This is a genomic window from Paracoccus litorisediminis, from assembly GCF_009711205.1.
GTDB lineage: Bacteria > Pseudomonadota > Alphaproteobacteria > Rhodobacterales > Rhodobacteraceae > Paracoccus > Paracoccus litorisediminis.
Map to the genome: position 1 here is coordinate 1,029,358 of NZ_WMIG01000001.1, position 24,201 is coordinate 1,053,558.

A 24,201-nucleotide genomic window follows, 5' to 3' on the forward strand; every position below is an offset into this window, starting at 1 on the left:
GCTTTGCGGCAAGATAGCATGTCAGGCGGCGGCTCCCAAACCGGCAAGCCGCGCCTTCAGCGCCTCGCGCGGAACCTCGGCCCGCAGGCCCGAGATCACTGGTCTGCCACGCTCGAGCATCAGGAAGCGGTCGCCAAGATCATATGCGAAATCAAAGAATTGCTCGACCAGCACGATCGCCATGTCGCCCCGATCACGCAGGCCTTTGATGACGCGGCCAATCTGCTGGATGATATTGGGCTGAATGCCCTCGGTCGGCTCATCCAGCAACAGCACCCGTGGCCGCATGATCAGCGCGCGGGCAATCGCCAGCTGCTGCTGCTGTCCGCCCGACAGGTCGCCGCCGCGGCGGTGGCTCATCTCGGCCAGAACCGGGAAATGTTCGAAGATGTCGTCGGGAATCCGCCGCTCGCCGCGCGGCAGGACTGAAAGGCCGGTTTCCAGATTCTCGCGCACGGTCAGCAGCGGAAAGATCATCCGCCCCTGCGGCACATAGCCGACACCGCGCAGCGCCATGGCCTGCGCATTGACCCGGCCCAGTTCCTCGCCGTTCAGGCGCAAAATGCCACCCGAGCGGGGATGACTGCCGGACAGGACCTTCAGAAGACTGGTCTTGCCGACGCCGTTATTGCCCATGACGCAGGTCACCTGCCCCGGCTCGGCGATCAGGTCGACGCCGTGCAGGATCTGGCTGCCGCCGTAATGCAGGGTGATATCGCGTGCCTCAAGCATTCATCCACGCCCCAGATAAACTTCGATGACTTCCGGATTGGCCGTCACATGGTCCAGGCTGCCCTCGGCCAGAACCGAGCCTTCATGCAGGACCGTCACCTTGCAATCGAGGCGGCGGACAAAATCCATGTCATGTTCGACCACGACAACCGCGTGCTTTTCCGACAACCGCCGCAGCAGCGTCGTTGTCTGTTCGCGCTCGGCCAGGGTCATCCCGGCGGCAGGCTCATCGACCAGCAGCAGGCGCGGGTCCTGCGCCAGCAGCATCCCGATCTCCAGCCATTGCTTCTGGCCGTGGCTGAGTTCGCCCGACTTGCGCGACAGGTGCTCGGCCAGACCGACCTCGGCGGCCAATTCCGCGACCCGCGCGGCGCTGTCCGCTGACGGACGCCAGCGCAGCACGCTGAACGGCCCACGCGGTGCGCTCAGCGCCATGGTCAGGTTTTCGGCCACGGTCTGGTCCTCGAAGACGGTGGGACGCTGGAACTTGCGCCCGATCCCGGCTTGCGCGATCTGGGATTCGTTCATGCGCAGCAGGCTTTTTGAGCCCTCACCCCACAGGACCTGCCCCTCATTCGGGCGGGTCTTGCCGGTCACGATATCCATGAAAGTGGTCTTGCCCGCGCCATTCGGGCCGATAATGGCGCGCAACTCGCATTCGCCGATCTCGAAGGACAGGTTATTGATGGCGCGGAATCCGTCAAAGCTGACGGAAATGCCCCGGACCTCAAGTAGCGCGGTCATTCCACGGCCTCCTTCTCGCGCAGCGATCCCATATCGGGACCAAGGGCGGCACCGCGACGACGCGGCGGGCGCAGCCCCTCGAACCAGTCGACCAACCCGGAAATCCCCTTGGGCGCGAACAGCGTGACAAGGACAAAGGACAGGCCCAGCAGCACCTGCCACCAGTCCACCCATTTGATTGTGTAGAAGCCCAGATTGACATCGGGCGCGCGGCCACCCGTGAACCAGCTGGACAGCATCGACACGAAGACCGCCCCGATGGCTGCCCCGTAAAGCCGCCCGCGCCCGCCGATCGCCACCCAGACCGCCAGATAGATCGAGGCGATGGGCGCAAGCTCGGCCGGGTTGATGATCCCGGCTTGCGGGTAATAAAGCGCACCCGCGATGGCCGTGACGACAGCGGCCAGCACAAAGACAACCAGCTTGTAGCCTTCGACGGAATAGCCAAGGAAGCGCACGCGGGCCTCATCATCGCGGATGGCGCGGGTGACGCTGCCGAACTTGCCCGAGGCGACCCAGGCAATCAGCAGATAGCCCAGCCCCAGCGCCACGGCGGACGCCCAAAGGAACCAGATCGACAGTTTCTCCTGCCCCACCGCATCCAGGCCGGGGATGTTTTGCAGCCCCGACAGCCCGTTATTCCCGCGCAGCCCGGAATCGTTCTGAAACAGGTAGAGCGCCAAGGCCAAAGTCATCGCCTGCGTCAGGATCGACAGGTAAACCCCGTTCACCCGCGAACGGAAGGCCAGCCAGCCAAAGACCAGTGCCAGCAGCCCCGGCACCAGCACGACCATCAGCAGCTGCCCCCAAAGCGAGCCGGAAAAGGCCCAGATCAGTGGAAACTGATCCGATCCCACGACGCCAAAGATCTGCGTAGCGACGGCGGCGGATATTTCCGTGTCCGTGGGCGGAATGGGCAGGTTCGCCAGCGTCCCGGTGACGATGCCTTCGGTGCGGGCGACCATCAGCCACATGCCGATCATATAGCCTCCAAGGGCAAAGAACGCCATTTGCCCAAGGCTCAGGATGCCCGCATAGCCCCAGACCAGATCCATCGCCACAGCAGCCAGCGCCAGACACAGGGTCTTGCCCAGCGTCTTGACCATGCTGGTCGAGATCGGGCCCGTGCCGTAGCCCGTGGACAGGATGGTGACCGCGACGGTGAACACCGCCAGTACGCCAAGGAAGACCAGAATTGAGGGATGCCGCAGGACAAGTGGTTTGCGCATGTCAGGCCCCCGCCGCCCGGCCCTTGGCGGCGATGATGCCGCGCGGCCGGAACTGGATGAAGATGATGATGAACAGGATCATGTAGGTCTGCGCAGCCAGCGTGTTGGCCGGGTTGAACCACTCGATCCCCTTTTGCAGGAAGCCGATCAGCGCCGCACCCGCCAGCGTGCCCCAGATATTGCCGACGCCGCCCACCACGACCGTCATGAAGCTTTGCACGATGTAATCGCTGCCAAGTTCCGAGGTCACTTTCGCGAACAGCCCGATGGCTACGCCCGCAATCCCCGCTATCCCCGAGCCAAGGCCAAAGGTCAGCATATTGATGCGGTCGGGGCTGATCCCCATGCTGGCCGCCATGCCGGGGTTCTGGGTCACGGCGCGGACCTCAAGCCCCAGCCGGGTCCGGTTCATGATGAACAGATACAGCCCCAGAAACACCATCGCCAAGACAAAGATCGCGATGCGTATATAGCTGATCGACACCACATCGTTGAAGGTCAGCGCCCCATCCAGCCATGCGGGCGAAGTCAGCGGGCGGGCCTGCGTGCCAAAGATGTTCTTGGCCAATTGCTGCAGCGCAATGGACACACCAAAGGTCGCCAGCAGGGTTTCGAGCGGGCGTTTGTACAGGTGGCGGATCACCAGCCGCTCCAGCGCGACGCCCGCCGCGAAGGTCACGACGAACGCCAAGGGCAGCGCCACGATCAGCGAGACGGTCTTGTCAGTGATGAACTGCTGGACGACATAGCCGGTATAGGCGCCCATCATGATGAACTCGCCATGCGCCATGTTGATGACGCCCATCACCCCGAAGGTGACGGCAAGCCCGATGGCAGCCAGAAAATAGATCGAGGCCAAGGACAGCGCGTCCAGCGACAGATCGGCCGCCTGCATCAGCCCGATCCGGGTTTCGGTGCCGCGCAGTGCCGCGCGGGCGGACGTGGTCACGTCGGCGTCAGGCTCGGCATAAAGATCAAGGAAGTTGTAACGGGACAGGGCTGCGTCGACCTCGGCCTCGCTGGCGGCGGGCTGGACGATGCCTTGGGTCTCCAGCGCGGTATAGGCACGGTCGCGGGCCGCCTGATCACCCAGTTGCGCAAGGGACACGCCGCCGACCATGCCATCCGCAATATGCTGGGCAAGCGTGGCCCGCATCGCATCAGAGGTCAGGCGGGCGGGTGCAGTTCCGTCCGCGACCAGCATGGCATAGGCCTCGTCCCGGCTCAGATCGCTGCCAAGCGACAGCTTCCGCGCGATATTCGCATCCGCCGGAACCTGCTCCAACGCCACGCGGCGGGTGGTCAGGATCGGGTTCAGGCTGGCGCGAAAATCCAGCCCGCTGTCGCCGCCAAAGCTTTCGATGGCCGTGATGCGCGCTGCGGGATCGGGATCGTATTGGATGGTCAACAAGCGCTCCAGCCGCGCCTTGCGGGCGGCCAGTGCCGGGTCGGGATCGTCCAACGCCTGACGCAGCAGGGCCAATTGACTGGCATCGGCCCGGCGCGAAAGTGAATCCAGCGCCTCGATCCGGCGTTTCGGATCGGGGTCGGACAGCGCATTCCCCGCCAAGGCCGCCGAGATTACCCCGCGCACGCCCGAATTCGGGCGCAGCAGGGTCACATCGCCTTCTGCAGCCGCACCCAGACCCGCGCCGGTCGCGGCATCGGTCAGGGTCAGGCCGTCCCCGTCGGGGGCGGTGATGACTAGCAACCCGTCGCTTTTGCGGATGGCCAACAGGCGATCACCCCATGCCTGCAGCAGGGCCGCACCCAGCGGACCGGACGCGGCAATGGCCTCGATCACCGGCCCAACCGACTGCCGCGAGGGCTTTTCGATCTGGTCGCGATGCTGAGCAATGACCGCACCCAGATCGGGCGACTGCGCCTGTGCGGCAAAGGGCAGGGCCAACGCGACGAAGGCCAGAGCAAGCAGGAAAAGGCGCATGGAATCCTCGGAAGCGGGCATAGGGGCGGCGCATCACGCCACCCCGGTCAGCATGGGATCAGTAGTTCGACTTTTCCTGCACGCAGCTGTTGGTCTCGGTGTTCCACATGCCGCATTTCTTGCCCGGCCAGTCCGAGTCGAGCTTGGCGCTTTCCGGCAGGAAATCGGTCCATGCATCGCCCGCGACCTCATCGGTCTGGCTGACGATGTCGAACTGACCGTCGGCGCGGATCTCGCCGATCAGCACCGGCTTGGTCAGGTGGTGGTTCGGCAGGACCTTGGCGGTGCCGCCGGTCAGGTTCGGAACCTCGACCCCGACAATCCCATCCAGAACCGGATCGGTATCGGTGGTGCCCGCCTTTTCGACGGCCTTCACCCAGGCGTTGAAACCGATGACCGTGGCTTCCATCGGGTCATTGGTCACGCGCTTGTCGTTCTTGGTGAACTTCTGCCATTCGCCGATGAAGGCCTTGTTGTCGGGGCTGTCGGCAGTCTGGAAGTAGTTCCAGGCGGCAAGGTGGCCGACAAGGTTGGTGGTATCCAGACCCGCCAGTTCCTCTTCCCCGACCGAGAAAGCCATGACCGGGATGTCGTCGGCCGAGACGCCCGCCGCCGCCAGTTCCTTGTAGAAGCCTATATTCGCGTCGCCGTTGATGGTCGACACGACGCCGACCTTCTTGCCGTCGGCACCCAGCGCCACCACGTCGGCCACGATCTTGGACCAGTCGGAATGACCGAAGGGGGTGTAGTTGACGAAGATGTCGCCCGCCGCGACGCCCTTGCCCTTCAGATAGGCGTCAAGGATGTTGTTCGTGGTGCGCGGATAGACATAGTCGGTCCCAAGCAGCGCCCATTTCTCGACGCCCAGCTCCTCGGCCATGTAATCGACGGCGGGGATCGCCTGCTGGTTCGGGGCGGCGCCGGTATAGATCACGTTCTTCGAGGATTCCTCGCCCTCATACTGGACCGGATAGAACAGAAGCCCGTTCAGTTCCTCGATGACCGGCAGCACGGATTTGCGGCTGACGCTGGTCCAGCAGCCAAAGATCGCATCGACCCCGTTGACCGAGATCAGCTCGCGTGCCTTTTCGGCAAACAGCGGCCAGTCCGAGGCCGGGTCGACCACGACCGCCTCGATCTTCTTGCCCAGCAGGCCACCCTTGGCGTTCTGTTGGTCCACCATCATCAGGACGGTGTCTTTCAGCGTGGTTTCCGAAATCGCCATGGTGCCCGAGAGCGAATGCAGCACGCCGATCTTGATGGTGTCTTCCTGCGCCCACGAGGCGCCCGCCAGGCCAACCGACATAAGGGCGGCGGCCAAGGCGGTGCTGTAAATCTTCATCCCTGTTTTCCCTCTCGTTTGATTATGCCGCGTGACGGCTGAAAACGATGAGGGCAGCGAGTCGGGATTTTTGCCAAGTTGAAGGGCAATGGCAGGACAGCGCGTTTCACCCGGCCGGATTATCTGCCCGCGTTTCGATCAACGGGCCTAATCCGGCGGCATTCGCGAAAAGCAAAGGGCGGCCCAAGGCCGCCCCGTCGTCCGTCAGAATGGGTCAGCCGCGCAGCATGCCCAGCAGCTGGGCGTCGGCATAGCCATCCGGCACCATCCCGCGCGAGCGCTGATAGGCCTTGACCGCATCGACCGATTTGCTGCCCAGCTTACCGTCGACCCCGCCGGTATCGAAGCCCTTGGCCATCAGCAGGCGCTGGATTTCGGCCTTTTCGGTGTTGGACAGCGTGCGGTCGCCGCGCGGCCAGCTGCCGCGGATGCCCGAGCGCCCGGCGATCGACTCGCCCAGATAAGCCACCCCCAGCGCATAGCTGTCCGAGGCGTTGTATTTCAGGATGGCGCGGAAGTTGTCGGTGATCAGGAAGGCCGGGCCACGCGCGCCCGCCGGGGCAAGGATCGCACCCGAAGGCACCGCGCCGCCATTTGCCGCGCGCACCCCCATCGCCTGCCACTGGCCGCCCGATTTCACCACCGACTTGCCGACCTGATTATAGTCGAAGCCCTGCGGCAGGATGACCTCGGTCCCCCAGGGCTGGCCCGGCCGCCAGCCGTTCTCGCGCAGATAGGAAGCGGTTGAGGCCAGCGAATCCGTCGGATCGTTCGACCAGATATCGCGCCGCCCGTCGCCGTTGAAATCGACCGCATGCGACAGGAACGAGGACGGCATGAACTGCGTATGCCCCATCGCCCCCGCCCAGCTGCCGACCAGGTGGCTGTTGTCCACGTCGCCCGCCTGAATGATGCGAAGCGCGCTGACCAGTTCACCGGCAAAGAACTCTCCGCGCCGCCCGTCATAGGCCAGCGTCGCCAGCGCCGGGACGGTCTGGGTATTGCCGCGGTTCGCGCCGTAATTCGATTCCATCCCCCAGACGGCCAGCACGATTTCGCGCGGGACGCCGTAGCGGCGCTCGATCGCGGACAGCGTGCTGCCATAGGTCGCGGCCATCTGCCGACCGGTCGAGGTCCGGCTGCCGCCGACCGCACCGTCCAGATATTCCCAGATCGGCTTGGAGAACTCGCTTTGCTTGCCGTCCAGAGCAACGATGCTGGGCTGGTAATGCGCCCCGGCCATCGCGCTGTCAAAGACCTGCGGCGACACGCCCGCCCCGATGGCGCGCGGGCGGAAACTGACCACCCAGTTCTGGAACCCCGCTTCCGAGCCATGCCCGCCCGCCGTGGGCAGCCCGCTGTAATTGCCGCCCGCGCCCGGGGTGCGGTTCGATACACCACAACTGGCCAGCGCGCAGACCAGCAAGGTCGCAGTCGCAAATCGGAGGTTCCGTCCTGTCATTGTGCCTGTCCCGTTCCGTGCTCTTGTTCTGGTTGAAACCAGTCTAACCCAGCATGGCACGGCTGGATAGGCCCGCGTCGGGCCTTGGATCAGGCGTCGTCCTCGTCTTCCTCGTCGCCGAAAAGCGGCTCCATCTGGGCGACGATAACGGCGTTTTCTTCAAGCGCGCGGTCCATCAGCTCGCGCTCTTCCTCGGGGATGTCGTGACCCTCGGCCAGCCGCTCGTCCAGCGAGCCATGCCCGGTCACTTCGATCGGCGACAGCCCGGCCTGTTTCAGGATGGAGACGGTTTCGCGCACGGCCTCGGCCTCATCGACGCCCGAGGCGTAGCAGACCAGCGCCGCGCCGGTGGCATCCTCGGGCAATCCGTCCTCATCGGCCCTGCCGACCTGAACCAGAAGCGTATAGACCTGCTGCGCCATGACTTTCCCCTTGATGCGATTTGCGCTCATATCCCCGAAACACATGGGAGTGACAATGAGCAAGAGCCTAGCACGTGTGCGCGCCGCGCTGGATGCCGCCGGGGCCACCACCCAGATCCGCGAAACCGATGACCGCGCCCGCACCGCCGCGGGGGCTGCCGAAGTCGTCGGCTGCGAGGTCGACCAGATCGCCAAGTCGATCATCTTTCGCGGCGAAAGCTCGGGCCATGTCGTGCTGTTCCTGACGGCGGGCGGCAACCGGGTCGATGCGGAAAAGGCGGCTCAGGTCGCGGGCCAGCCCCTGGGCAAGGCCGATGCCGCGCAGATCCGCCTTGAGACCGGCTTCGCCATCGGCGGCGTCGCCCCTGTCGGGCATCTGCAACGCATCGACGCCTATATCGACCCGCGCCTGACCCAATTCCCCGAGGTCTGGGCCGCAGCGGGAACGCCGCGACACCTGTTCTCGATCGCGCCCGATGAGCTGATCCGCATCACCGGCGCGAAGATGGCCGAGTTCACGGCATGAAAAAGGGGGCGGAAACCGCCCCCGGAAAGCTACCTGGCGACCGCTCGGTAAAGCCAGATCAGGATCACCGCACCGATCAGGCCGACAAAGCCCTGTGCGATCCAGCTGCCGTGCTGTGCGTTCATGCCGAGGACGCCAAGGATGGCATTGCCCACGACCGCGCCGACGATGCCAAGAACGACGTTCAGGAATACGCCGGTATCCGCCTTCATGATGTTGCTGGCGATCCAGCCCGCAATACCGCCCACGATGATGGCGGCGATCCAGCCCAAGCCTTCCATGCGCTTCTCCTTTTGAAGGGGTGTCTGAGCGGTTAACGCCGACACCCCCGTCAAGGTTCACGCAGATATGTCAGTCGCGCAGCAGCTCGTTGATCGAGGTTTTCGATCGGGTTTGCGCGTCCACGCGCTTCACGATCACAGCGCAATACAGGTTCACGCCGTTCTTCGACGGCAGCGAGCCCGAGACGACGACCGACCCCGCAGGAACCTCGCCATACATGATTTCGCCGGTTTCGCGATCGACGATCTTGGTCGATTTGCCGATATAAACGCCCATGCCCAGCACCGAGCCTTCGCGGACAATACAGCCCTCGACCACCTCGGAACGCGCGCCGATGAAGCAATTGTCCTCGATGATGGTCGGGCCGGCCTGCATCGGTTCCAGCACGCCGCCGATGCCGACGCCGCCGGACAGGTGGACGTTCTTGCCGATCTGGGCGCAGGAGCCGACGGTGGCCCAGGTGTCGACCATCGTGCCCTCATCGACATAGGCGCCAAGGTTCACAAAGGACGGCATCAGCACCACGCCCTTGGCGATATAGGCCGACTTGCGCACCACCGCGTTCGGGACAGCGCGGAAGCCCGCCTCGCGCCAGCGGTTTTCGCCCCAACCGGCGAATTTGCTGTCGACCTTGTCCCACCAGCCGCCGCCTTGCGGGCCGCCGGTATGGATCTCCATGTCCTTCAGGCGGAAGCCCAGCAGCACGGCCTTTTTCGCCCATTGGTTCACATGCCAGTCGGCACCACTTTTTTCGGCGACGCGCAGCGTGCCCTGATCCAGCGCCTCAAGCGTCGCCTCGACGGCGTCGCGGGCCTCGCCGGTCGTCGCGGGGGTGATCTGGTCGCGGATATCCCATGCGGCCTCAATGGCGGCTTCAAGCTGTGCGTTCGACATGGTGTGTCTCTCTTGCTGGAACTCGGGTGGAAACTGTCTTGCAAGGGCTATAGACCGGGGGGGAGCGGCCGCGCAATCCGCGCCTGCCGCGCCTCAGAGGTTTCGATGATCGAAGAAGACGAGCGCCACCACCCGATCCGTGACAGCCAGCAGGACGCCGTCGCCGCGCGTCAGCTGCCCGATACGCCGCAGACCCGTGCGCCCGCCTATCGTCTGGCCTTCACCGATGACGACTTCATGCTGCGCGAGGAATTGCGCCCGGTTCGCCTGCAGCTGGAGCTGCTCAAGCCGCAGATGATCATGGATGCGCGCGGCATCCGCTCGACCATCGTGCTGTTCGGCGGGGCCCGCATTCCCGCGCCCGAGCATCGCGACAGCGCCCGCACGCCGGAACTGGCGGAACTCTCGCGCTATTACGACGAGGCGCGCAAATTCGCCCGGCTGATGACCGAGCGCAGTCTGGAAAGCTATGGCGCCGAGGATGTCATCTGCACCGGCGGTGGACCCGGCGTGATGGAGGCTGGCAATCTGGGCGCGCATGAGGCGGGCGGCATCTCGATCGGGCTGTCGATCGTCCTGCCCCATGAGCAGGCTCCGAACGAATATGTCACGCCCGACCTGTGCTTCAACTTCCACTACTTCGCCATCCGGAAGATGCATTTCCTGATGCGCGCCAAGGCCGTGACCATCTTCCCCGGCGGCTTCGGCACGCTGGACGAGATGTTCGAGGCCCTGACCCTGATCCAGACCGGGCGGATGCGGCGCGTGCCCTTCATCCTGTTCGGCACGGAATTCTGGCACAAGATCATCAACTGGGACGCTCTGGCCGAGGCCGGGACCATCAGCCGCGACGATCTGGGGCTGATCAGCTTTGTCGAAACCGCCGAAGAGGCCGTGGCCATCATCGACAACTGGCCCGTCCCCTGCGCCTGAGCGCGGGGTGAACGACCATTGAGGATGCGCCCCGCCTCGCGTCCAAGCGAAGGCAGATGTCATGCAGACCGAACAAGGCATCCTGAGGCTATCGATCCTTGTGACCTTCGCGCTGGCCGCGTTCGGGGTGGTGTTCGGGGTGCTGACGGGGTCGTCCTCGATCATTTTTGACGGGGTCTATTCCGCCCTCGACGCCAGCATGACGATCCTTGCCCTGCTGGTGTCGCGGCTGATCACCCAGTCCATGGGAGAGCGCACCCGCGCCCGTCTGGTCCGCCATTTCACCATGGGCTTCTGGCATCTTGAGCCGATGGTGCTGGGGCTCAGTGGCTTTTTGCTGATAGGCGCTGCCGGATATGCGCTGGCCAACGCGGTCAGCAGCCTGCTGTCGGGCGGGCGGGTCTTGGCCTTTGACCACGCCATTCTTTACGCCGCGCTGACGCTGTGTGTGGCCTTGGGCATGGCGCTGTTTGTGCGCAGGGCCAATCGCCGGATCGGATCGGCCTTTCTGGAACTGGACGCCAAGGCGTGGATGATCTCGGCCGCGATGACCGGGGCCTTGTTCGTGGCCTTTGCCTTTGGCTGGGCCATTCAGGGCACATCCTGGCAGAGCGTCTCGCCCTATATCGACCCGGCGGTGCTGGCGCTGGTCTGTCTGGTGGTCCTGCCCGCGCCCTTGCCGACCGTGCGTCAGGCCTTGGCCGATATCATGCTGGTGACGCCGCAAGACCTGAAAACCCATGTCGATGAGGTCGCGTGCAGCATCGTCACCCGCCACGGCTTTCTGGGCCATGTCGCCTATGTCGCGCGCGTCGGGCGCGGGCGGCAGATCGAACTGTTCTTCATCGTGCCGCGCGGGGCGCCTGCCCGCAGCCTTGAGGAATGGGACCAGATCCGCGATGAGGTTGGCCGCGACATTGGCGATGAAGGCCCGGATCGCTGGCTGACCATCGCCTTTACCACCGATCCCGAATGGGCGACGTGATCGGTGGCCTGCGATGCAGCGTCCAAGCAGATCCGGAAAAGGCGTTGCCGCCTAGACCCGGTGATAGGGGCTTCCGGCCAGGATCGTGGTGGCGCGGTAGATCTGTTCGGCCAGCATCACCCGGACCAGCATATGCGGCCAGACCATGCGGCCAAAGCTGATCGCCAGATCGGCGCGGGCGCGCAGACTGGGATCGATTCCATCCGCGCCGCCGATGACAAAGGCAATGTCGCGGGCCTGATCGCGAAAGCCCGCGATCTTTTGCGCGAATTCGGGCGAGCTCAGCATCTGGCCGCGCTCATCCATGATGACCAGCGCGGCGCCGTCGGGAATGGCGCGCTCCAGCAACGGAGCCTCGGCGGCCATGCCGCCGCCGCGCTTGTCCTCGACCTCGGAAATGGTGACGGGCGGCAGGCCCAGAGCACGTCCGGCCTTGGCGTGACGATCAAGGTAATCGTCAATCAGCTTCGCCTCGGGGCCTTGCCGCAGCCGCCCGACCGCGGCAATGACCATCCGCATGCGTTCAGTTCCGTATCAGATCTGGTTGCGGCGGGCTTCTTCGGCCGCATGCTCGGCGCGCAGACGATCAAGCGTCGCCGAACGCAGCGCGTCCGCGGGCATCCACATCTTTTCGAGCTGGTAGAATTCGCGCACTTCCGGGCGGAAAACATGGACGATCACGTCATCCGTGTCGATCAGCACCCAGTCGCCGGTTTCCTTGCCTTCGATCCGGGCCGAGCGGCCGGTCTGTTCTTTCAGACGCTGCACCAGCTTTTCGGCGATGGCAGCGACCTGACGCGACGAACGACCCGAGGCGATCACCATGTGATCGGCCATAGCGGAACGGCCGCGCAGGTCGATGGTCACGACCTCTTCGGCTTTGTCATCGTCAAGCGAGGTAAGGATGCGGTCCAGTAGCTGATCGCTGGTCAGCTCAGGCTCCGCGGTGGGCGCAGCCGGCGTAGACGCCGGCGAAGCGGTATTGGACAGGGGTTCATCCTCCGGTCATCGCGCCGTCAACCCCCGGCGCCGGGCCCCTCTAATGTAGCATGAATCAGCGCTTGCTCAATGAGCGGAAGGCGGTTTTATTGGAGAATTACCCGGCGTACAGGCCGCAATCGGCAGATTTCCCCAAGCTTCCGGGCATTTGACCATGCCCTGCGCCCAGGCCAGCTGATGCACCTGCAGCCGCGCCATGTCCCGCGCACGCTCGGCCGGACCGTCCACAACCAGCACGCCAAGCGCGAAAATCGCCACCAGAAACAGCGGGATCGTACGCAGCACCACGCGAATCAACATGCCCTCAACCTCCTTTTTTGTTGTGGGCGAGGATAGCGGCATGTCGTCAATTTGGAATTAACACCTCCGTGCGCTGATATTGCCTGACAAGACAAACCGGCGTATTAGTTCCCGCATGCGAGGATTCGTCTATTTCGATATCCATGACCGCGCCCGCCTGCCGGGCCGGTTCTACGGCGAAAGCCTGTCCGTCACAGCGCGACTTTGACGGTGGACGGCGCTTTTGCAGCGCCCTGCCGCGGCTTGCGGCCCCCTTTTCCGCTATTCCCCAGCTACTCTTTCGGAAAGAGACAGCCATGACCGGCAATACCAATGCGGGCGCGCCCCGTACGCTCTATGACAAAATCTTCGACGCACATGTGGTCGACCGCAGCGATGACGGCACCTGCGTGCTGTATATCGACCGCCATCTGGTCCACGAAGTCACCTCGCCCCAGGCCTTCGAGGGTCTGCGCATGGCTGGCCGCAAGGTGCGCCGCCCCGACCAGACCATCGCCGTGCCGGACCATAATGTTCCGACCACCGCCGACCGCGTCCAAGGCATCGAGAACCCCGAGGGCCGCATCCAGGTCGCGGAACTGGACAAGAACGCCCGCGAATTCGGGCTAAACTACTATCCGATGTCGGATGTCCGTCAGGGCATCGTCCATATCGTCGGCCCGGAACAGGGCTGGACCCTGCCCGGCATGACCGTGGTCTGCGGCGACAGCCACACCGCCACCCATGGTGCCTTCGGCGCGCTGGCGCATGGCATCGGCACCTCGGAAGTGGAACACGTTCTGGCGACGCAAACGCTGATCCAGAAGCGTTCCAAGAACATGAAGGTCGAAATCACCGGCAAGCTGCTGCCCGGCGTCACCGCCAAGGACATCACGCTGGCCGTCATCGGCAAGACCGGTACTGCCGGCGGCACCGGCTATGTCATCGAATATTGCGGCGAAGCCATCCGCGAGCTGTCGATGGAAGGCCGCATGACCGTCTGCAACATGGCGATCGAAGGTGGCGCGCGCGCTGGCCTGATCGCTCCGGACGAAAAGACCTTCGCCTATTGCCAGGGCCGCCCGCATGCGCCGAAGGGCGCGGCATGGGAAGCCGCCGTCAGCTGGTGGAAGACCCTGTTCACCGATGAAGGTGCGCATTTCGACAAGGTCATCACCATCCGCGGTGAGGATATCGCCCCGGTCGTGACCTGGGGCACCTCGCCCGAGGACGTGCTGGCGATCACCGACAAGGTTCCTGCCGCCGAGGATTTCGAAGGTGGCAAGATCGAGGCCGCGCGCCGCAGCCTTGACTATATGGGCCTGAAGCCCGGCACCCCGCTGAATGAGATCAAGATCGACGCGGTCTTCATCGGCTCCTGCACCAATGGCCGGATCGAGGACCTGCGGGCCGCCGCTGGCATCCTGAAAGGCCAGAAACTGGCACCGGGCGTGCGCGGCATGGTCGTTCCCGGCTCGGGTCTGGTCCGTCTGCAGGCCGAGGAAGAAGGTCTGGACAAGATCTTTACCGATGCCGGCTTCGAATGGCGTCTGGCCGGTTGCTCGATGTGTCTGGGCATGAACCCCGACCAGCTGGCACCGGGCGAGCGCTGCGCCGCGACCTCGAACCGCAACTTCGAGGGCCGTATGGGCCGTGGTGGCCGCACGCACCTGATGTCGCCGGTGATGGCCGCCGTCGCGGGCATCAAGGGCCATCTGGCCGATGTGCGTGAGTTCATGGCCGAGATGGCCTGAACCCTGTACGGCGGGGCGCTGCGCCCCGCCTCAGCAGGAAGATGGCATTCAAGGCAATCATCACCAGCCCGGCATTCTCGAACAGGAAGTTGAAGCGGATGTTCGCGAAATCCATGCTGATGAGACGGTCGACATGATGGAAACCCACCGCCCGCACCAGCACGAAGCCGCACAGGATGGCCAGCCCCAGCAGGGCAAGGCCATTCGACAGCAGCTGACCGCGCAGCAGGCGCAGGCCCGTCATCAGCGCCATCACCACGACCATCACCAGTATCGCGATGAAGGCGATCTGCACGAAGAAGCGGTAATCGTACCAGCCCTGCATATGCGCCATGCACCGACCTGCGGCGGTCAGCGCGCTTTGCAGGTCCAGCTGCTTGTTCACGGCCAGAAACCCGGTCAGCGGCGCGATCACGGCCCAAAGTCCAGTGGCAGCACCCCTTGGCCGCCGTCGCAGCACCATCAGCGCAAGAACGCAGCAGGCCAGATAGGCCGCCACCGTAATCCACGCCCCGATATTCGGATCTCCGATCCGGGGCGACCAGTCGGCCGCAATGCAACGGCGCAGGCCGGCGAAACCAGAATACTCGATCATCACACCATCCCAGTGGCGGAATACACAATCCGTCGCCGAAAAAGTTAACGGCCACCTACGCGGCCAGTCAATTCTGCGAGGAAGTAAATGGACAAATTCACCACGTTGACCGGAATCGCGGCACCGATGCCGCTGGTCAACATCGACACCGACATGATCATCCCCAAGCAGTTCCTGAAAACCATCCACCGCTCGGGCTTGGGCAAGAACCTGTTCGACGAGATGCGCTTCAATGCCGATGGCAGCGAAGTCGCGGATTTCGTGCTGAACCAGCCGGCCTGGCGCGAATCCCAGATCATCGTCGCGGGCGACAATTTCGGCTGCGGTTCGTCGCGCGAGCACGCGCCCTGGGCGCTGCTGGATTACGGCATCCGCTGCGTGATCTCGACCAGCTTCGCCGACATTTTCTACAATAACTGCTTCAAGAACGGCATCCTGCCGATCGTGATGCCTGCCGAAGTCGTCGACGTGCTGATGGAGGATGCCCGCAAGGGTGCCAATGCCCGGATGACCGTCGATCTGGAAAACCTGACCGTCACCACCTCGGACGGGCAGAGCTTCGGCTTTGAGCTGGACCCCTTCCGTCGCCACTGCCTGCTGAACGGGCTGGACGATATCGGGCTGACCATGGAGAAATCCGGCTCGATCGACGCCTATGAGGCGCAAATGGCCCAGAGCCGCCCTTGGGTCTGAGGTATCTGGCCGGGGCGGCGCTGATTGCCGCCCTTGGCCTGCCCGCATCTGCCGATCCGCTGCGGATCGCGACCTATGACCCCGACCTGTCGCGCGACGGGCCGGGGCTTCTTTTGCGCGATCTGGGCCGCAAGGATGACCAGATCGACGCCGCCATCCGCGTCATTGCCGAAGCGCATCCGGATATCCTGCTGTTGACCAGCCTTGACTGGGATGGCGACGGCCGGGCGCTGGCCGCCCTGCGCGACAGACTGGCCAAGGCCGGGATCGATTACCCCCACAGCTTCACCGCCCGTCCGAATGCGGGCATGCCCAGCGGGCTGGATCTGGACGGCGACGGCAAACTGGGCGAGGCGCAGGACCGGCAGGGCTTTGGCCGCTTCACCGGACAGGGCGGCATGGCAATCCTGTCCCGCCACCCGATCAGCGCGGTCGCGGATTACAGCGATCAACTGTGGCACGACCTGCCCGGCAACCTGATGCCAGAGGCCACCCCCGAGGTCGCGGCCAAGCAGCGCCTGTCCTCGGTGGCACATTGGGACGCGACGGTATCGGTCGCTGGCCGCGATCTGCATCTGTTGGCGATGTCGGCGACGCCTCCGGTCTTTGACGGCCCCGAGGATCGCAATGGCCGCCGCAACCATGATGAACTGGCCTTCTGGCTGAACCACCTGCCGCAAGCGCCCTTTGTACTGGCCGGGAACCTGAATTTCGACGCCGCCGACAGCGAGGGCCGCCCCGAGTCGCTGGCCCGGATCATGACCCATGTCGCCGACCCCCAGCCCCGCAGCGAGGGGGGCAAGGCGGCGGCCGGTCTGGGGTTGAACGCCAAGCATAAGGGCGACCCGGCGCTGGACACTGCCGATTGGCCCGATGACCGTGCGCCGGGAAACCTGCGCGTCGATTACGTTCTGCCCGCCAAGGATCTGCGCGTGCTGGATTCGGGCGTGGTCTGGCCCGCCAGCGGCGAGATGGCGGCAGTCGTGACCACGGCCTCGGCCCATCGGCTGGTCTGGGTCGATCTGGACTGGTGAGGGGAAAAGGCCGCCGTTCCGGTGACGCGTTGGAGGGAGGAGAGACGCGACTGGAACGGCGGCACTGCCATGAAGACCCCGTGCGGCTCGGGGTTGGCGGGGATGCGGACCCCCGTCCATCTCAGGTTGCGCTGCATTGCAGAATCGCTCAACTGGAAACCAATTGCCGCCCGCCGTGACTGCAGTTCTGCCCAAGTTTTCGCCAAAATTTCGACCAGACGCTGAAAAAAGCGGAGCGCAACCTACGGATGCATGGTGCTGCAGCCCCTGCTTCGGTCGAGAAGCCGTCTTGACCGCCACCCGCGCAGCCGGAAAGGATGGCGGCATGATCCTGCCCGTCGCGCCCCCAGCCCTGTCCGCCGCCGAAGCCGAAGCTCTGTCCGAGCTTTATCGCCGTGGTACGCCCGCCAATACCATCCGCGCATGGGAACGCGATCTGGCCTATCTGGCGGCTTGGAAACAGGCTGCCTTTGGCGCGGCGCTGGACTGGCCGGAATCCGAGGCCGTGGCGCTGCGCTTCATTCTGGATCATTCGATCGACCTTGGCACCGTGCAGACCCCCGCGCGCGAGGTTGCAGATGCGCTGATCGCCGCCGGACTGCGTCGCAGTCTGGCCTGCCCCGCACCCTCGACGCTGGATCGCCGCATTGCCAGCTGGCGGGCCTTTCACCGAATGAAGAACCTGCCCTCGCCCTTTGACGCGCCGCTGATCTCGCAGGCAAGGGGGCGGGCAAGGCGGGCGGCGGCGCGGCCACGCCAGCGCAAATCCGAACATCCGATCACCCGCGACGTTTTGGAAGCGATCCTGGCCACCTGCGACCACAGCCATCGCGGCATGCGCGACCGCGCAGCGCTGATGCTGGGCTGGGCCTCGGGCGGGCGGCGCAGATCGGAAATCGTGGCGCTGAACCGCGACGATATCGACACCGAGGAATTCGCCGAGAAGGGACTGCTGCGCATCCGGTTACTGACCACCAAGACCACCGGACAGGACCGCGCCCCGCGTCTGCCGCTGAAAGGCCGTGCCGCCAAGGCGGTGATGCGCTGGATCGTGGTCTCGCGCATCGAATCGGGGCCGCTATTTCGCCCGGTCAGCCTTGCCGATCGGGTGCTGACCCGTCGCCTCTCCGCCGACGGGTTGCGCGACATGCTGCGCCGCCGGCTGGTTCTGGCGGGCTATCCGCCGGATTTCGCCAGTCCGCATGGGCTGCGCGCCGGGTTTCTGACGCAGGCGGCGCTGGACGGCGCACCTTTGGCCGCCGCCATGCAACTGTCGCTTCATCGCAGCGTCGATCAGGCGCAAAGCTATTACGCCGATATCGAGATCGCCGATAATCCGGCCACCGATCTGCTGGGCTAGACTGCTCACGAAATCGGCATGACGCGGGCGTTGGCAGAATGCCCGGCCTGTGCAACTCTTGCGTGGCGTCAGACACTTGCAGCCCAAGAGCCACATGAGAGGAACGACGACATGCGCCTTCTTTCCGCCGCTGCCCTTGCCTTTACCGTAACCCTGCCGATGACCACCCACGCCGATGAGGCGCTGGACGAATTGCTTGAGGCCCGGCACGGTTTCTACCAGATGCTTGCGATGAACATGGGCACGCTGGCCGGCATGGCCAAGGGCGAGACCCCCTATGACGAGGCAACCGCCAGCCGCGCCGCCGCCAATATCGAGGCGCTGACCCATTACGACCTGCCCAGCCTCTTTGTTGAGGGAACCGCCTCGGGGCAGATCAAGGACAGCGCGGCCAAGCCCGAGATCTGGACCAATATGGACGACTTCAAGACCAAGTTCGGCGGGTTGGTCGAAGCTGCGGCCGGCGCCTCTGAGGCCGTGAAGGGCGGGCAGGACAAGGTCGGCCCGGTGGTCGGCAAACTGGGCGGCGCCTGCAAGGCCTGTCATGACGTCTATCGCGAGAAAAGCTGATGCCGAAGGGCGCCCCCAGCCCTGACCCCGTCCGCGAGGTCAGGCTGTGGGACCCGTTCCTGCGCGGGTTCCACTGGGCCTTGGCCTTTTTCGTCACGGCGTCATGGTGTCTGGGCCAGTTCGGCCCGGCCAAGATGACCCTGCATTTCTGGTGCGGCTATGTCGTGATCGGGCTGCTGCTGTTTCGGCTGGTCTGGGGATTTGTCGGCCCGGCCCCGGCGCGGTTCTCGCATTTCCTGCGCGGGCCGGGGGCGGTCGCGGGCTATCTGCGCGGGCTGATGCTGCGCGAGCCCAGCTATTGGCCGGGGCACAACCCCTTGGGTGCGCTTTCGGTCATCGCCATGCTGGCGGTGCTGGCAGCGCAGGTCAGCAGCGGGCTGATCTCGGACCCCGACGATTATATCAATGTCGGCCCACTGGCCTCCTATGTCAGCAGCAGCACCCGGTCCAAGGCGGTCGGCTGGCATGAATTCGGCGCCAACATCATCCTGATCCTTGTCCTGCTGCATGTCGCGGTGATCCTGTTCTACCGTTTCTGGAAGCGCGAGGATCTGGTGCGGCCAATGCTGAACGGGCGCAAACAGGTTCGTGATCGCTAGGCAGTGTAATTGAACGAATCACCCCGGCGTGAGATCCTGAACCGGCCAACCGTGCGCGGATGACGGCCCAATTCTCCATTCGCGCCCTTGACCCACGGAGTCGACGACATGACGAAAATCATCGCCGCCGCTGCCATGATCCTGTCCGTGGCCGCCCTGCCCCTGTCGGCCTGCCCCTATAGCAAGACCAAGACAGACACGACTGCATCAACGACCACCGCGCCAGATGGCACGACGATCATCCTGAGGCCGCGGACGAACAGCTAAAACGCAACGGGGCCGGGTGATCCCCGGCCCCAGTTGCTTGTCAGTTGAACTTGTTGTCGCGGGGGAAGCCGCGCGGTGCCATGAAGCCTGCGCTAGCGCGTTTGCCCAACCATTCGGTCAGGTCCGGCTCGGTCCGGGTGCGACCGCCGGATTCCTGCCAGCGCAGCCCCTCGGCCAGCGTGATGCAGATTGCATCCGACAATCCGCCATCCTTGAACTTCTGCAGACGCACGCCTTTGCCGCGGCCCATCTCGGGCAGTTCGTCCAGCGCAAAGACCAGCATCTTGCGATTCTCGCCCACGGTCACGACATGGTCGCCGCTGACCGGACGACACAGCAACGCATCGCCGTTCAGCACCTGCTTGCCGGCGCGGGTCTGGGCCAGAATATCGGCGGCGGTCACGATGAACCCGTCGCCAGCTTTTGACGCGATCAGATAGCGCGCACCGTCCCGCCACGGGAACATGTCGATCACCGCCGCATCATTGGGCAAGTCGATCATCAGGCGCAGCGGCTCGCCCATGCCGCGCCCGCCCGGCAGGTTGTTCGCGGGCAGGGTATAGAAGCGGCCATTCGCGCCATAGACCATCAGCTTGTCGGTGGTCTCGGCATGCAGCGCCATGAACGGCCCGTCGCCATCCTTGAACTTGACCTCGGCATCCAGAGGCTGATGCCCCTTCATCGCCCGGATCCAGCCCATTTTCGACAGGATGACGGTGATCGGTTCGCGCTCGATCATCGAATCCATGTCGATCGCGGTGACTTCGCCCGCCTCGCCGATCTCGGTGCGGCGCTGGCCGCCGGGGGCGGATTTGCCGAACTTGCCGCGCGTCTCACGCAGCTGCTCGGCGATCTTGGCCCATTGGCTGCCCTCATCCGACAGCATGGCAACCAGACCTTCGCGTTCCTTGGTCAGGTTTTCATGCTCGGCGCGCAGCTCGATTTCTTCAAGTCGGCGCAAGGCGCGCAGGCGCATGTTCAAGATCGCCTCGACCTGAACATCGGAAAGCTTGAATTCGGCCATCAAGACCGCTTTCGGATCGTCCTCATAGCGGATGATTTCGATCACCCGGTCAAGGTTGAGGAAGGCGATCATGTAGCCTTCCAGCACCTCAAGCCGTGCCGCGATCTTGTCCAACCGGTGGTTCGCCCGGCGCACCAGCACCTCGCGCCGGTGATCGAGGAAGGCGCGCAGCACTTCCTTGAGCGAGCAGACCTTGGGCTGGCGGCCGTCGATCAGCACGTTCATGTTCAGGCCGAAGCGGATCTCCAACTCGGACACCCGGAACAGGGCCAACATCAATTGCTCGGGATCGACCGTCCGGGCGCGGGGTTCCAGCACGATCCGCACATCCTCGGCCGATTCGTCGCGGACATCGGCAAGGATCGGGACCTTCTTCAGCTGGATCACCTCGGCAAGGCGCTCGATCAGCTTGGATTTCTGGACCTGATAGGGGATCTCGGTGACGACGATCTGCCAGCTGCCGCGGCCCAGATCCTCGACCGCCCAACGTGCGCGCAGGCGCAGGCTGCCGCGACCGGTGCGGTAAGCCTCGGCGATGGTCTCGCGGCTTTCGACCAGCACGCCGCCGGTCGGGAAATCCGGCCCCGGCATGATGTTGATCAGGGTTTCATCCCGCGCGTCGGGCGCCTTGATCAGATGCAGGCAGGCGTCGATGACCTCGTGCAGGTTATGCGGCGGGATATTGGTGGCCATGCCGACCGCAATGCCGCTGGCCCCGTTGCACAGCAGATTCGGGAAGGCAGCGGGCAGAACGATCGGTTCCTCCAGCGTGCCGTCATAGTTCGGGCGGAAATCGACCGCATTCTCGGCCAGCCCTTCCATCAGCGCCTCGGAGGCGGCGGTCAACCGCGCCTCGGTGTAGCGCGCGGCGGCCGGGTTATCGCCGTCGATATTACCGAAGTTCCCCTGCCCGTCGACCAGCGGGTAGCGCATGGCAAAGGGCTGAGCCAGACGCGCCATCGCGTCATAGATCGCCGCGTCGCCATGCGGGTGATAGTTGCCCATCACGTCGCCGGTGATCTTGGCGGATTTCCGGAAGGCCCCGGTGGGCGACAGCCGCAACTCACGCATCGCGTAAAGGATGCGGCGATGCACCGGCTTCAGCCCGTCGCGGGCATCGGGCAAGGCCCGGTGCATGATCGTCGACAGGGCATAGGTCAGGTAACGCTCGCCAATGGCGCGCGAAAGTGGCTCGGTGCTGGTCTGATCCTCGCGGGGATCGGGAACGTTCGGATCGTCTGACATGCCAGCCTGAATATTCCCGCCCGCGCCTTCGGTCCAGCCGGAAATGCGCGTATTGCGCGAACGTCCCGCTTGGCGCAGAACCATCGCGCAACAAGAGGCCTTGGTATGAAAACCGTTCTGATCACCGGCTGTTCCTCGGGCATCGGGCTGGATGCGGCGCATCACATGCGCGGGCGCGGCTGGCGCGTCATTGCCACCTGCCGCCGGGAAGAGGACCTTGAGGCCCGCCGCGCCGAGGGTTTCGACGCGATCCACCTTGAACTGGGCGACGACGACAGCGTGGCCCGCGCCGCAGAAGCCGCGCTGGCGCTGGGACGGATCGACGCGCTGGTGAACAACGCGGCCTTCGCCATTCCGGGTGCGGCCGAGGACCTGCCCCGCGGCGCGCTGCGTTCCATATTCGAGGCGAACCTGTTCGGCACCCATGACCTGACCCGCCGGATGCTGCCGCATTTCCGTCAGCATGGCGGGCGGGTGGTCAATATCAGCTCGGTCCTTGGGCTGGTGGGGATTCCGTGGCGCGGCGCCTATGTGGCGACGAAATTCGCGCTGGAGGGGCTGACCGACGTGCTGCGGGTGGAAATGTCCGACACCCCGGTCAAATTCGTGCTGATCGAGCCCGGCCCGATCGGCACCAAGATCCGCCAGAACTCGATCCCGCATTTCGAACGATGGATCGACTGGCAGTCCAGCGCGCGGGCGGATCAGTATCGCAACACCCTGATCAAGCGCCTTTACGATGCCGCCGGTCGCAAGGACCGCTTCCAGCTGCCGCCTTCGGCGGTCAGCGCGCGGATTGCACAGGCGCTGGAAAGCGCCAATCCCCGCCCGCGCTACTATGTGACCACGCCCAGCTATATCTCGGGGATCGGGCGCAGGTTGTTTTCGACGCGCGCACTGGACTGGTTCGCACGCCGCAACTAGGCTCGCCCGGAAAGGCCCCCAAGATGCAAGACAAAACCCTGCTCATCCTGCTGGCGATCTGCTGCCTGGCCGTTGTCGCCATCCTTGCGACCGGCATCGGCGGCTTTGCCAAGGGCGGCGAATTCAACCGCAAGCACGGCAACCGGCTGATGCGCTGGCGCATCATCGCGCAGGCCGTCGCGATTGCCGTGTTCCTGATCTATCTCTGGGCAAGGGGGCACTGATGGTCGTCCTGAACCGAATCTATACCCGCACCGGCGACAAGGGCGACACCGCCCTGTCCAATGGCGAACGCGTGCCCAAGAACGCCCCACGCGTCGAAGCCTATGGCACCGTGGATGAACTGAACGCGACGCTGGGTCTGGCCCGCCTGCATGCGACGGGCAATCTGGCCGGACAGATCGCGGTCATCCAGAATGAGCTGTTCGATCTGGGCGCGGATCTGTCGCGCCCGCGTATGGATGAGGATGCTCAGGCCCCCTATCCGGTGCTGCGCATCATCGATTCGCAGGTGGCGCGGCTGGAAACCGAAATCGACGTGATGAACGCCGCGCTGACGCCTTTGCGCAGCTTCATCCTGCCGGGCGGCAGCCCGCTTGCCGCGCATCTGCACCTGTGCCGCACCGTCGCCCGCCGCGCCGAGCGCGCCGCCGTGGCCCTTGCCGCGACCGAGGACGCCAACCCCGCTGCGTTGAAATACCTCAACCGCCTGTCGGACTGGCTGTTCGTGGCGGGTCGCATCGCCAATGAAAACGGCACCAACGACATCCTCTGGGTGCCCGGCGCCAGCCGCTAGCGACATCGGGGCAGGATCGTTGCGATGCGACGTTACGGCGTCGTTTTTTCCCTGTCATTGCCCCGACCAGCCCGCTAACAAATCCACCGAACAGGTGACGCAACTAAAAGGGAGAGAGGACGATGAAGGTTCTCGTGCCAGTCAAACGCGTGATCGACTACAACGTGAAGGCCCGTGTGAAGGCCGACGGTTCGGGTGTCGATCTGGCCAACGTCAAAATGTCGATGAACCCGTTCGACGAGATCGCGGTCGAGGAGGCGATCCGGCTCAAGGAAAAAGGCACTGCGACCGAAGTTATCGCCGTGTCGATCGGGGTGAAGCAGGCCCAGGAAACCCTGCGCACCGCGCTGGCCATGGGCGCCGACCGCGCCATTCTGGTCGTCGCTGCCGATGACGTTCATCAGGACATCGAGCCGCTGGCCGTCGCCAAGATCATCGCCGAGGTCGCCAAGGCCGAAGGCGCGGATCTGGTCATCGCCGGCAAGCAGGCGATCGACAATGACATGAACGCCACCGGCCAGATGGTCTCGGCGCTGCTGGGTTGGGGTCAGGCGACCTTTGCCAGC

The 24,201-nt window shown here is 64.6% G+C and carries 28 protein-coding genes; 14 read left to right on the forward strand and 14 right to left on the reverse strand.

Translation table 11 applies throughout. The features are described from left to right. Window positions 1-21 precede the first annotated feature (21 nt). From urtE to GL300_RS05235, 7 genes are all read right to left on the reverse strand, one after another. Window positions 22-732 carry an urea ABC transporter ATP-binding subunit UrtE gene (gene urtE / locus GL300_RS05205; RefSeq protein ID WP_155038471.1) on the reverse strand — a complete coding sequence of 237 codons (711 nt, stop codon included), beginning with the start codon at window positions 730-732 and terminating at the stop codon, window positions 22-24. Further along, entirely contained in the window at window positions 733-1,476 is a 744-nt protein-coding gene (urtD, locus tag GL300_RS05210) for an urea ABC transporter ATP-binding protein UrtD (RefSeq protein ID WP_155038472.1), read from the reverse strand. After that, a complete protein-coding gene (gene urtC, locus GL300_RS05215; RefSeq protein WP_155038473.1) occupies window positions 1,473-2,705 on the reverse strand; it encodes an urea ABC transporter permease subunit UrtC in 1,233 nt (410 codons plus the stop codon). The genes urtD and urtC overlap by 4 nt, the downstream gene beginning before the upstream one ends. A gap of 1 nt (window position 2,706) precedes the next feature. After that, a complete protein-coding gene (urtB, locus tag GL300_RS05220) occupies window positions 2,707-4,650 on the reverse strand; it encodes an urea ABC transporter permease subunit UrtB (RefSeq protein WP_155038474.1) in 1,944 nt (647 codons plus the stop codon). Window positions 4,651-4,708: 58 nt separating this feature from the next. Then, window positions 4,709-5,992, reverse strand: a complete 1,284-nt coding sequence (urtA, locus tag GL300_RS05225) for an urea ABC transporter substrate-binding protein (RefSeq protein ID WP_155038475.1) — start codon at window positions 5,990-5,992, stop codon at window positions 4,709-4,711. A 214-nt stretch (window positions 5,993-6,206) separates the two neighbouring features. Continuing rightward, window positions 6,207-7,454: a lytic murein transglycosylase gene (locus GL300_RS05230; RefSeq protein WP_155038476.1), complete on the reverse strand. Its 1,248-nt coding sequence runs from the start codon at window positions 7,452-7,454 to the stop codon at window positions 6,207-6,209. Between the two features lie 89 nt (window positions 7,455-7,543). Further along, on the reverse strand, window positions 7,544-7,876 hold the full coding sequence (locus GL300_RS05235) for a hypothetical protein (protein WP_155038477.1): 333 nt from the start codon (window positions 7,874-7,876) through the stop codon (window positions 7,544-7,546). A gap of 55 nt (window positions 7,877-7,931) precedes the next feature. On the opposite strand from GL300_RS05235, the gene GL300_RS05240 reads away from it, so the two are divergent. Beyond that, window positions 7,932-8,402, forward strand: coding sequence for a YbaK/EbsC family protein (locus GL300_RS05240; RefSeq protein WP_155038478.1), 471 nt, complete (start codon window positions 7,932-7,934; stop codon window positions 8,400-8,402). Between the two features lie 29 nt (window positions 8,403-8,431). On the opposite strand, the gene GL300_RS05245 is transcribed toward GL300_RS05240, so the two are convergent. Next, the gene (locus GL300_RS05245) at window positions 8,432-8,683 is read right to left on the reverse strand and encodes a GlsB/YeaQ/YmgE family stress response membrane protein (protein ID WP_155038479.1); all 252 of its coding nucleotides are present in this window, start codon (window positions 8,681-8,683) and stop codon (window positions 8,432-8,434) included. Between the two features lie 70 nt (window positions 8,684-8,753). Beyond that, window positions 8,754-9,578: a 2,3,4,5-tetrahydropyridine-2,6-dicarboxylate N-succinyltransferase gene (gene dapD / locus GL300_RS05250; RefSeq protein WP_155038480.1), complete on the reverse strand. Its 825-nt coding sequence runs from the start codon at window positions 9,576-9,578 to the stop codon at window positions 8,754-8,756. 105 nt (window positions 9,579-9,683) lie between these two features. Between dapD and GL300_RS05255 the strand changes: the two genes are divergently transcribed. Both GL300_RS05255 and GL300_RS05260 read left to right on the forward strand, forming a co-directional pair. Continuing rightward, window positions 9,684-10,511, forward strand: coding sequence for an LOG family protein (locus tag GL300_RS05255; protein WP_155038481.1), 828 nt, complete (start codon window positions 9,684-9,686; stop codon window positions 10,509-10,511). Window positions 10,512-10,572: 61 nt separating this feature from the next. Next, window positions 10,573-11,496: a cation diffusion facilitator family transporter gene (locus GL300_RS05260; RefSeq protein ID WP_155038482.1), complete on the forward strand. Its 924-nt coding sequence runs from the start codon at window positions 10,573-10,575 to the stop codon at window positions 11,494-11,496. Window positions 11,497-11,547: 51 nt separating this feature from the next. Here GL300_RS05260 and rlmH read toward each other — a convergent pair whose 3' ends face one another. The 3 genes from rlmH to GL300_RS05275 all read right to left on the reverse strand — a co-directional run bounded on the left by rlmH (window position 11,548) and on the right by GL300_RS05275 (window position 12,795). Further along, the gene (gene rlmH / locus GL300_RS05265; protein WP_155038483.1) at window positions 11,548-12,015 is read right to left on the reverse strand and encodes a 23S rRNA (pseudouridine(1915)-N(3))-methyltransferase RlmH; all 468 of its coding nucleotides are present in this window, start codon (window positions 12,013-12,015) and stop codon (window positions 11,548-11,550) included. A 15-nt stretch (window positions 12,016-12,030) separates the two neighbouring features. Next, complete coding sequence (gene rsfS / locus GL300_RS05270; protein ID WP_225612074.1) at window positions 12,031-12,486, reverse strand: ribosome silencing factor; 456 nt, start codon at window positions 12,484-12,486, stop codon at window positions 12,031-12,033. Between the two features lie 75 nt (window positions 12,487-12,561). Then, the gene (locus tag GL300_RS05275) at window positions 12,562-12,795 is read right to left on the reverse strand and encodes a hypothetical protein (protein WP_155038485.1); all 234 of its coding nucleotides are present in this window, start codon (window positions 12,793-12,795) and stop codon (window positions 12,562-12,564) included. A gap of 296 nt (window positions 12,796-13,091) precedes the next feature. Between GL300_RS05275 and leuC the strand changes: the two genes are divergently transcribed. Then, window positions 13,092-14,528 carry a 3-isopropylmalate dehydratase large subunit gene (gene leuC / locus GL300_RS05285; RefSeq protein ID WP_155038486.1) on the forward strand — a complete coding sequence of 479 codons (1,437 nt, stop codon included), beginning with the start codon at window positions 13,092-13,094 and terminating at the stop codon, window positions 14,526-14,528. On the opposite strand, the gene GL300_RS05290 is transcribed toward leuC, so the two are convergent. Further along, a complete protein-coding gene (locus tag GL300_RS05290; protein WP_155038487.1) occupies window positions 14,509-15,123 on the reverse strand; it encodes a hypothetical protein in 615 nt (204 codons plus the stop codon). The genes leuC and GL300_RS05290 overlap by 20 nt on opposite strands. Window positions 15,124-15,210: 87 nt before the next feature. Here GL300_RS05290 and leuD point away from each other — a divergent pair, with 87 nt between their 5' ends. From leuD to GL300_RS05320, 6 genes are all read left to right on the forward strand, one after another. Then, window positions 15,211-15,816: a 3-isopropylmalate dehydratase small subunit gene (gene leuD, locus GL300_RS05295; protein WP_155038488.1), complete on the forward strand. Its 606-nt coding sequence runs from the start codon at window positions 15,211-15,213 to the stop codon at window positions 15,814-15,816. Continuing rightward, window positions 15,807-16,850 (forward strand): endonuclease/exonuclease/phosphatase family protein, encoded by a 1,044-nt coding sequence (locus GL300_RS05300; RefSeq protein ID WP_155038489.1) that lies wholly within the window; start codon window positions 15,807-15,809, stop codon window positions 16,848-16,850. The genes leuD and GL300_RS05300 overlap by 10 nt, the downstream gene beginning before the upstream one ends. Before the next feature lie 325 nt (window positions 16,851-17,175). Beyond that, on the forward strand, window positions 17,176-18,210 hold the full coding sequence (locus GL300_RS05305; protein ID WP_155038490.1) for a tyrosine-type recombinase/integrase: 1,035 nt from the start codon (window positions 17,176-17,178) through the stop codon (window positions 18,208-18,210). A gap of 111 nt (window positions 18,211-18,321) precedes the next feature. Beyond that, the gene (locus GL300_RS05310; protein WP_155038491.1) at window positions 18,322-18,780 is read left to right on the forward strand and encodes a c-type cytochrome; all 459 of its coding nucleotides are present in this window, start codon (window positions 18,322-18,324) and stop codon (window positions 18,778-18,780) included. Continuing rightward, entirely contained in the window at window positions 18,780-19,379 is a 600-nt protein-coding gene (locus GL300_RS05315) for a cytochrome b/b6 domain-containing protein (protein ID WP_155038492.1), read from the forward strand. The genes GL300_RS05310 and GL300_RS05315 overlap by 1 nt, the downstream gene beginning before the upstream one ends. Window positions 19,380-19,487: 108 nt before the next feature. Next, window positions 19,488-19,646 carry a hypothetical protein gene (locus tag GL300_RS05320; RefSeq protein ID WP_155038493.1) on the forward strand — a complete coding sequence of 53 codons (159 nt, stop codon included), beginning with the start codon at window positions 19,488-19,490 and terminating at the stop codon, window positions 19,644-19,646. Between the two features lie 40 nt (window positions 19,647-19,686). Here GL300_RS05320 and parC read toward each other — a convergent pair whose 3' ends face one another. After that, window positions 19,687-21,915 (reverse strand): DNA topoisomerase IV subunit A, encoded by a 2,229-nt coding sequence (parC, locus tag GL300_RS05325; RefSeq protein WP_155038578.1) that lies wholly within the window; start codon window positions 21,913-21,915, stop codon window positions 19,687-19,689. Window positions 21,916-22,020: 105 nt separating this feature from the next. Between parC and GL300_RS05330 the strand changes: the two genes are divergently transcribed. The 4 genes from GL300_RS05330 to GL300_RS05345 all read left to right on the forward strand — a co-directional run. Further along, window positions 22,021-22,839 carry an SDR family NAD(P)-dependent oxidoreductase gene (locus GL300_RS05330; protein WP_155038494.1) on the forward strand — a complete coding sequence of 273 codons (819 nt, stop codon included), beginning with the start codon at window positions 22,021-22,023 and terminating at the stop codon, window positions 22,837-22,839. A gap of 23 nt (window positions 22,840-22,862) precedes the next feature. Further along, on the forward strand, window positions 22,863-23,063 hold the full coding sequence (locus GL300_RS05335) for a twin transmembrane helix small protein (RefSeq protein ID WP_155038495.1): 201 nt from the start codon (window positions 22,863-22,865) through the stop codon (window positions 23,061-23,063). Further along, the gene (locus GL300_RS05340) at window positions 23,063-23,635 is read left to right on the forward strand and encodes a cob(I)yrinic acid a,c-diamide adenosyltransferase (protein ID WP_155038496.1); all 573 of its coding nucleotides are present in this window, start codon (window positions 23,063-23,065) and stop codon (window positions 23,633-23,635) included. The genes GL300_RS05335 and GL300_RS05340 overlap by 1 nt, the downstream gene beginning before the upstream one ends. Before the next feature lie 122 nt (window positions 23,636-23,757). Then, window positions 23,758-24,201: electron transfer flavoprotein subunit beta/FixA family protein (locus tag GL300_RS05345; RefSeq protein WP_170297601.1), on the forward strand; the 444-nt coding region annotated here is incomplete at its 3' end.

What these genes read in the sequence shown, in the direction of transcription:
- GL300_RS05335 (WP_155038495.1), top strand. Translation starts at nt 22,863, where the DNA reads ATGCAAGACAAAACCCTGCTCATCCTGCTGGCGATCTGCTGCCTGGCC.
- leuC (WP_155038486.1), top strand. Translation starts at nt 13,092, where the DNA reads ATGACCGGCAATACCAATGCGGGCGCGCCCCGTACGCTCTATGACAAA.
- GL300_RS05230 (WP_155038476.1), bottom strand. Translation starts at nt 7,454, where the DNA reads ATGACAGGACGGAACCTCCGATTTGCGACTGCGACCTTGCTGGTCTGC.
- rlmH (WP_155038483.1), bottom strand. Translation starts at nt 12,015, where the DNA reads ATGCGGATGGTCATTGCCGCGGTCGGGCGGCTGCGGCAAGGCCCCGAG.
- leuD (WP_155038488.1), top strand. Translation starts at nt 15,211, where the DNA reads ATGGACAAATTCACCACGTTGACCGGAATCGCGGCACCGATGCCGCTG.
- GL300_RS05255 (WP_155038481.1), top strand. Translation starts at nt 9,684, where the DNA reads ATGATCGAAGAAGACGAGCGCCACCACCCGATCCGTGACAGCCAGCAG.
- GL300_RS05315 (WP_155038492.1), top strand. Translation starts at nt 18,780, where the DNA reads ATGCCGAAGGGCGCCCCCAGCCCTGACCCCGTCCGCGAGGTCAGGCTG.
- dapD (WP_155038480.1), bottom strand. Translation starts at nt 9,578, where the DNA reads ATGTCGAACGCACAGCTTGAAGCCGCCATTGAGGCCGCATGGGATATC.
- GL300_RS05275 (WP_155038485.1), bottom strand. Translation starts at nt 12,795, where the DNA reads ATGTTGATTCGCGTGGTGCTGCGTACGATCCCGCTGTTTCTGGTGGCG.
- GL300_RS05305 (WP_155038490.1), top strand. Translation starts at nt 17,176, where the DNA reads ATGATCCTGCCCGTCGCGCCCCCAGCCCTGTCCGCCGCCGAAGCCGAA.
- urtE (WP_155038471.1), bottom strand. Translation starts at nt 732, where the DNA reads ATGCTTGAGGCACGCGATATCACCCTGCATTACGGCGGCAGCCAGATC.
- GL300_RS05245 (WP_155038479.1), bottom strand. Translation starts at nt 8,683, where the DNA reads ATGGAAGGCTTGGGCTGGATCGCCGCCATCATCGTGGGCGGTATTGCG.
- GL300_RS05290 (WP_155038487.1), bottom strand. Translation starts at nt 15,123, where the DNA reads ATGATCGAGTATTCTGGTTTCGCCGGCCTGCGCCGTTGCATTGCGGCC.
- parC (WP_155038578.1), bottom strand. Translation starts at nt 21,915, where the DNA reads ATGTCAGACGATCCGAACGTTCCCGATCCCCGCGAGGATCAGACCAGC.
- urtA (WP_155038475.1), bottom strand. Translation starts at nt 5,992, where the DNA reads ATGAAGATTTACAGCACCGCCTTGGCCGCCGCCCTTATGTCGGTTGGC.
- GL300_RS05235 (WP_155038477.1), bottom strand. Translation starts at nt 7,876, where the DNA reads ATGGCGCAGCAGGTCTATACGCTTCTGGTTCAGGTCGGCAGGGCCGAT.
- GL300_RS05260 (WP_155038482.1), top strand. Translation starts at nt 10,573, where the DNA reads ATGCAGACCGAACAAGGCATCCTGAGGCTATCGATCCTTGTGACCTTC.
- GL300_RS05340 (WP_155038496.1), top strand. Translation starts at nt 23,063, where the DNA reads ATGGTCGTCCTGAACCGAATCTATACCCGCACCGGCGACAAGGGCGAC.
- GL300_RS05310 (WP_155038491.1), top strand. Translation starts at nt 18,322, where the DNA reads ATGCGCCTTCTTTCCGCCGCTGCCCTTGCCTTTACCGTAACCCTGCCG.
- GL300_RS05320 (WP_155038493.1), top strand. Translation starts at nt 19,488, where the DNA reads ATGACGAAAATCATCGCCGCCGCTGCCATGATCCTGTCCGTGGCCGCC.
- urtD (WP_155038472.1), bottom strand. Translation starts at nt 1,476, where the DNA reads ATGACCGCGCTACTTGAGGTCCGGGGCATTTCCGTCAGCTTTGACGGA.
- urtC (WP_155038473.1), bottom strand. Translation starts at nt 2,705, where the DNA reads ATGCGCAAACCACTTGTCCTGCGGCATCCCTCAATTCTGGTCTTCCTT.
- GL300_RS05330 (WP_155038494.1), top strand. Translation starts at nt 22,021, where the DNA reads ATGAAAACCGTTCTGATCACCGGCTGTTCCTCGGGCATCGGGCTGGAT.
- GL300_RS05240 (WP_155038478.1), top strand. Translation starts at nt 7,932, where the DNA reads ATGAGCAAGAGCCTAGCACGTGTGCGCGCCGCGCTGGATGCCGCCGGG.
- urtB (WP_155038474.1), bottom strand. Translation starts at nt 4,650, where the DNA reads ATGCGCCTTTTCCTGCTTGCTCTGGCCTTCGTCGCGTTGGCCCTGCCC.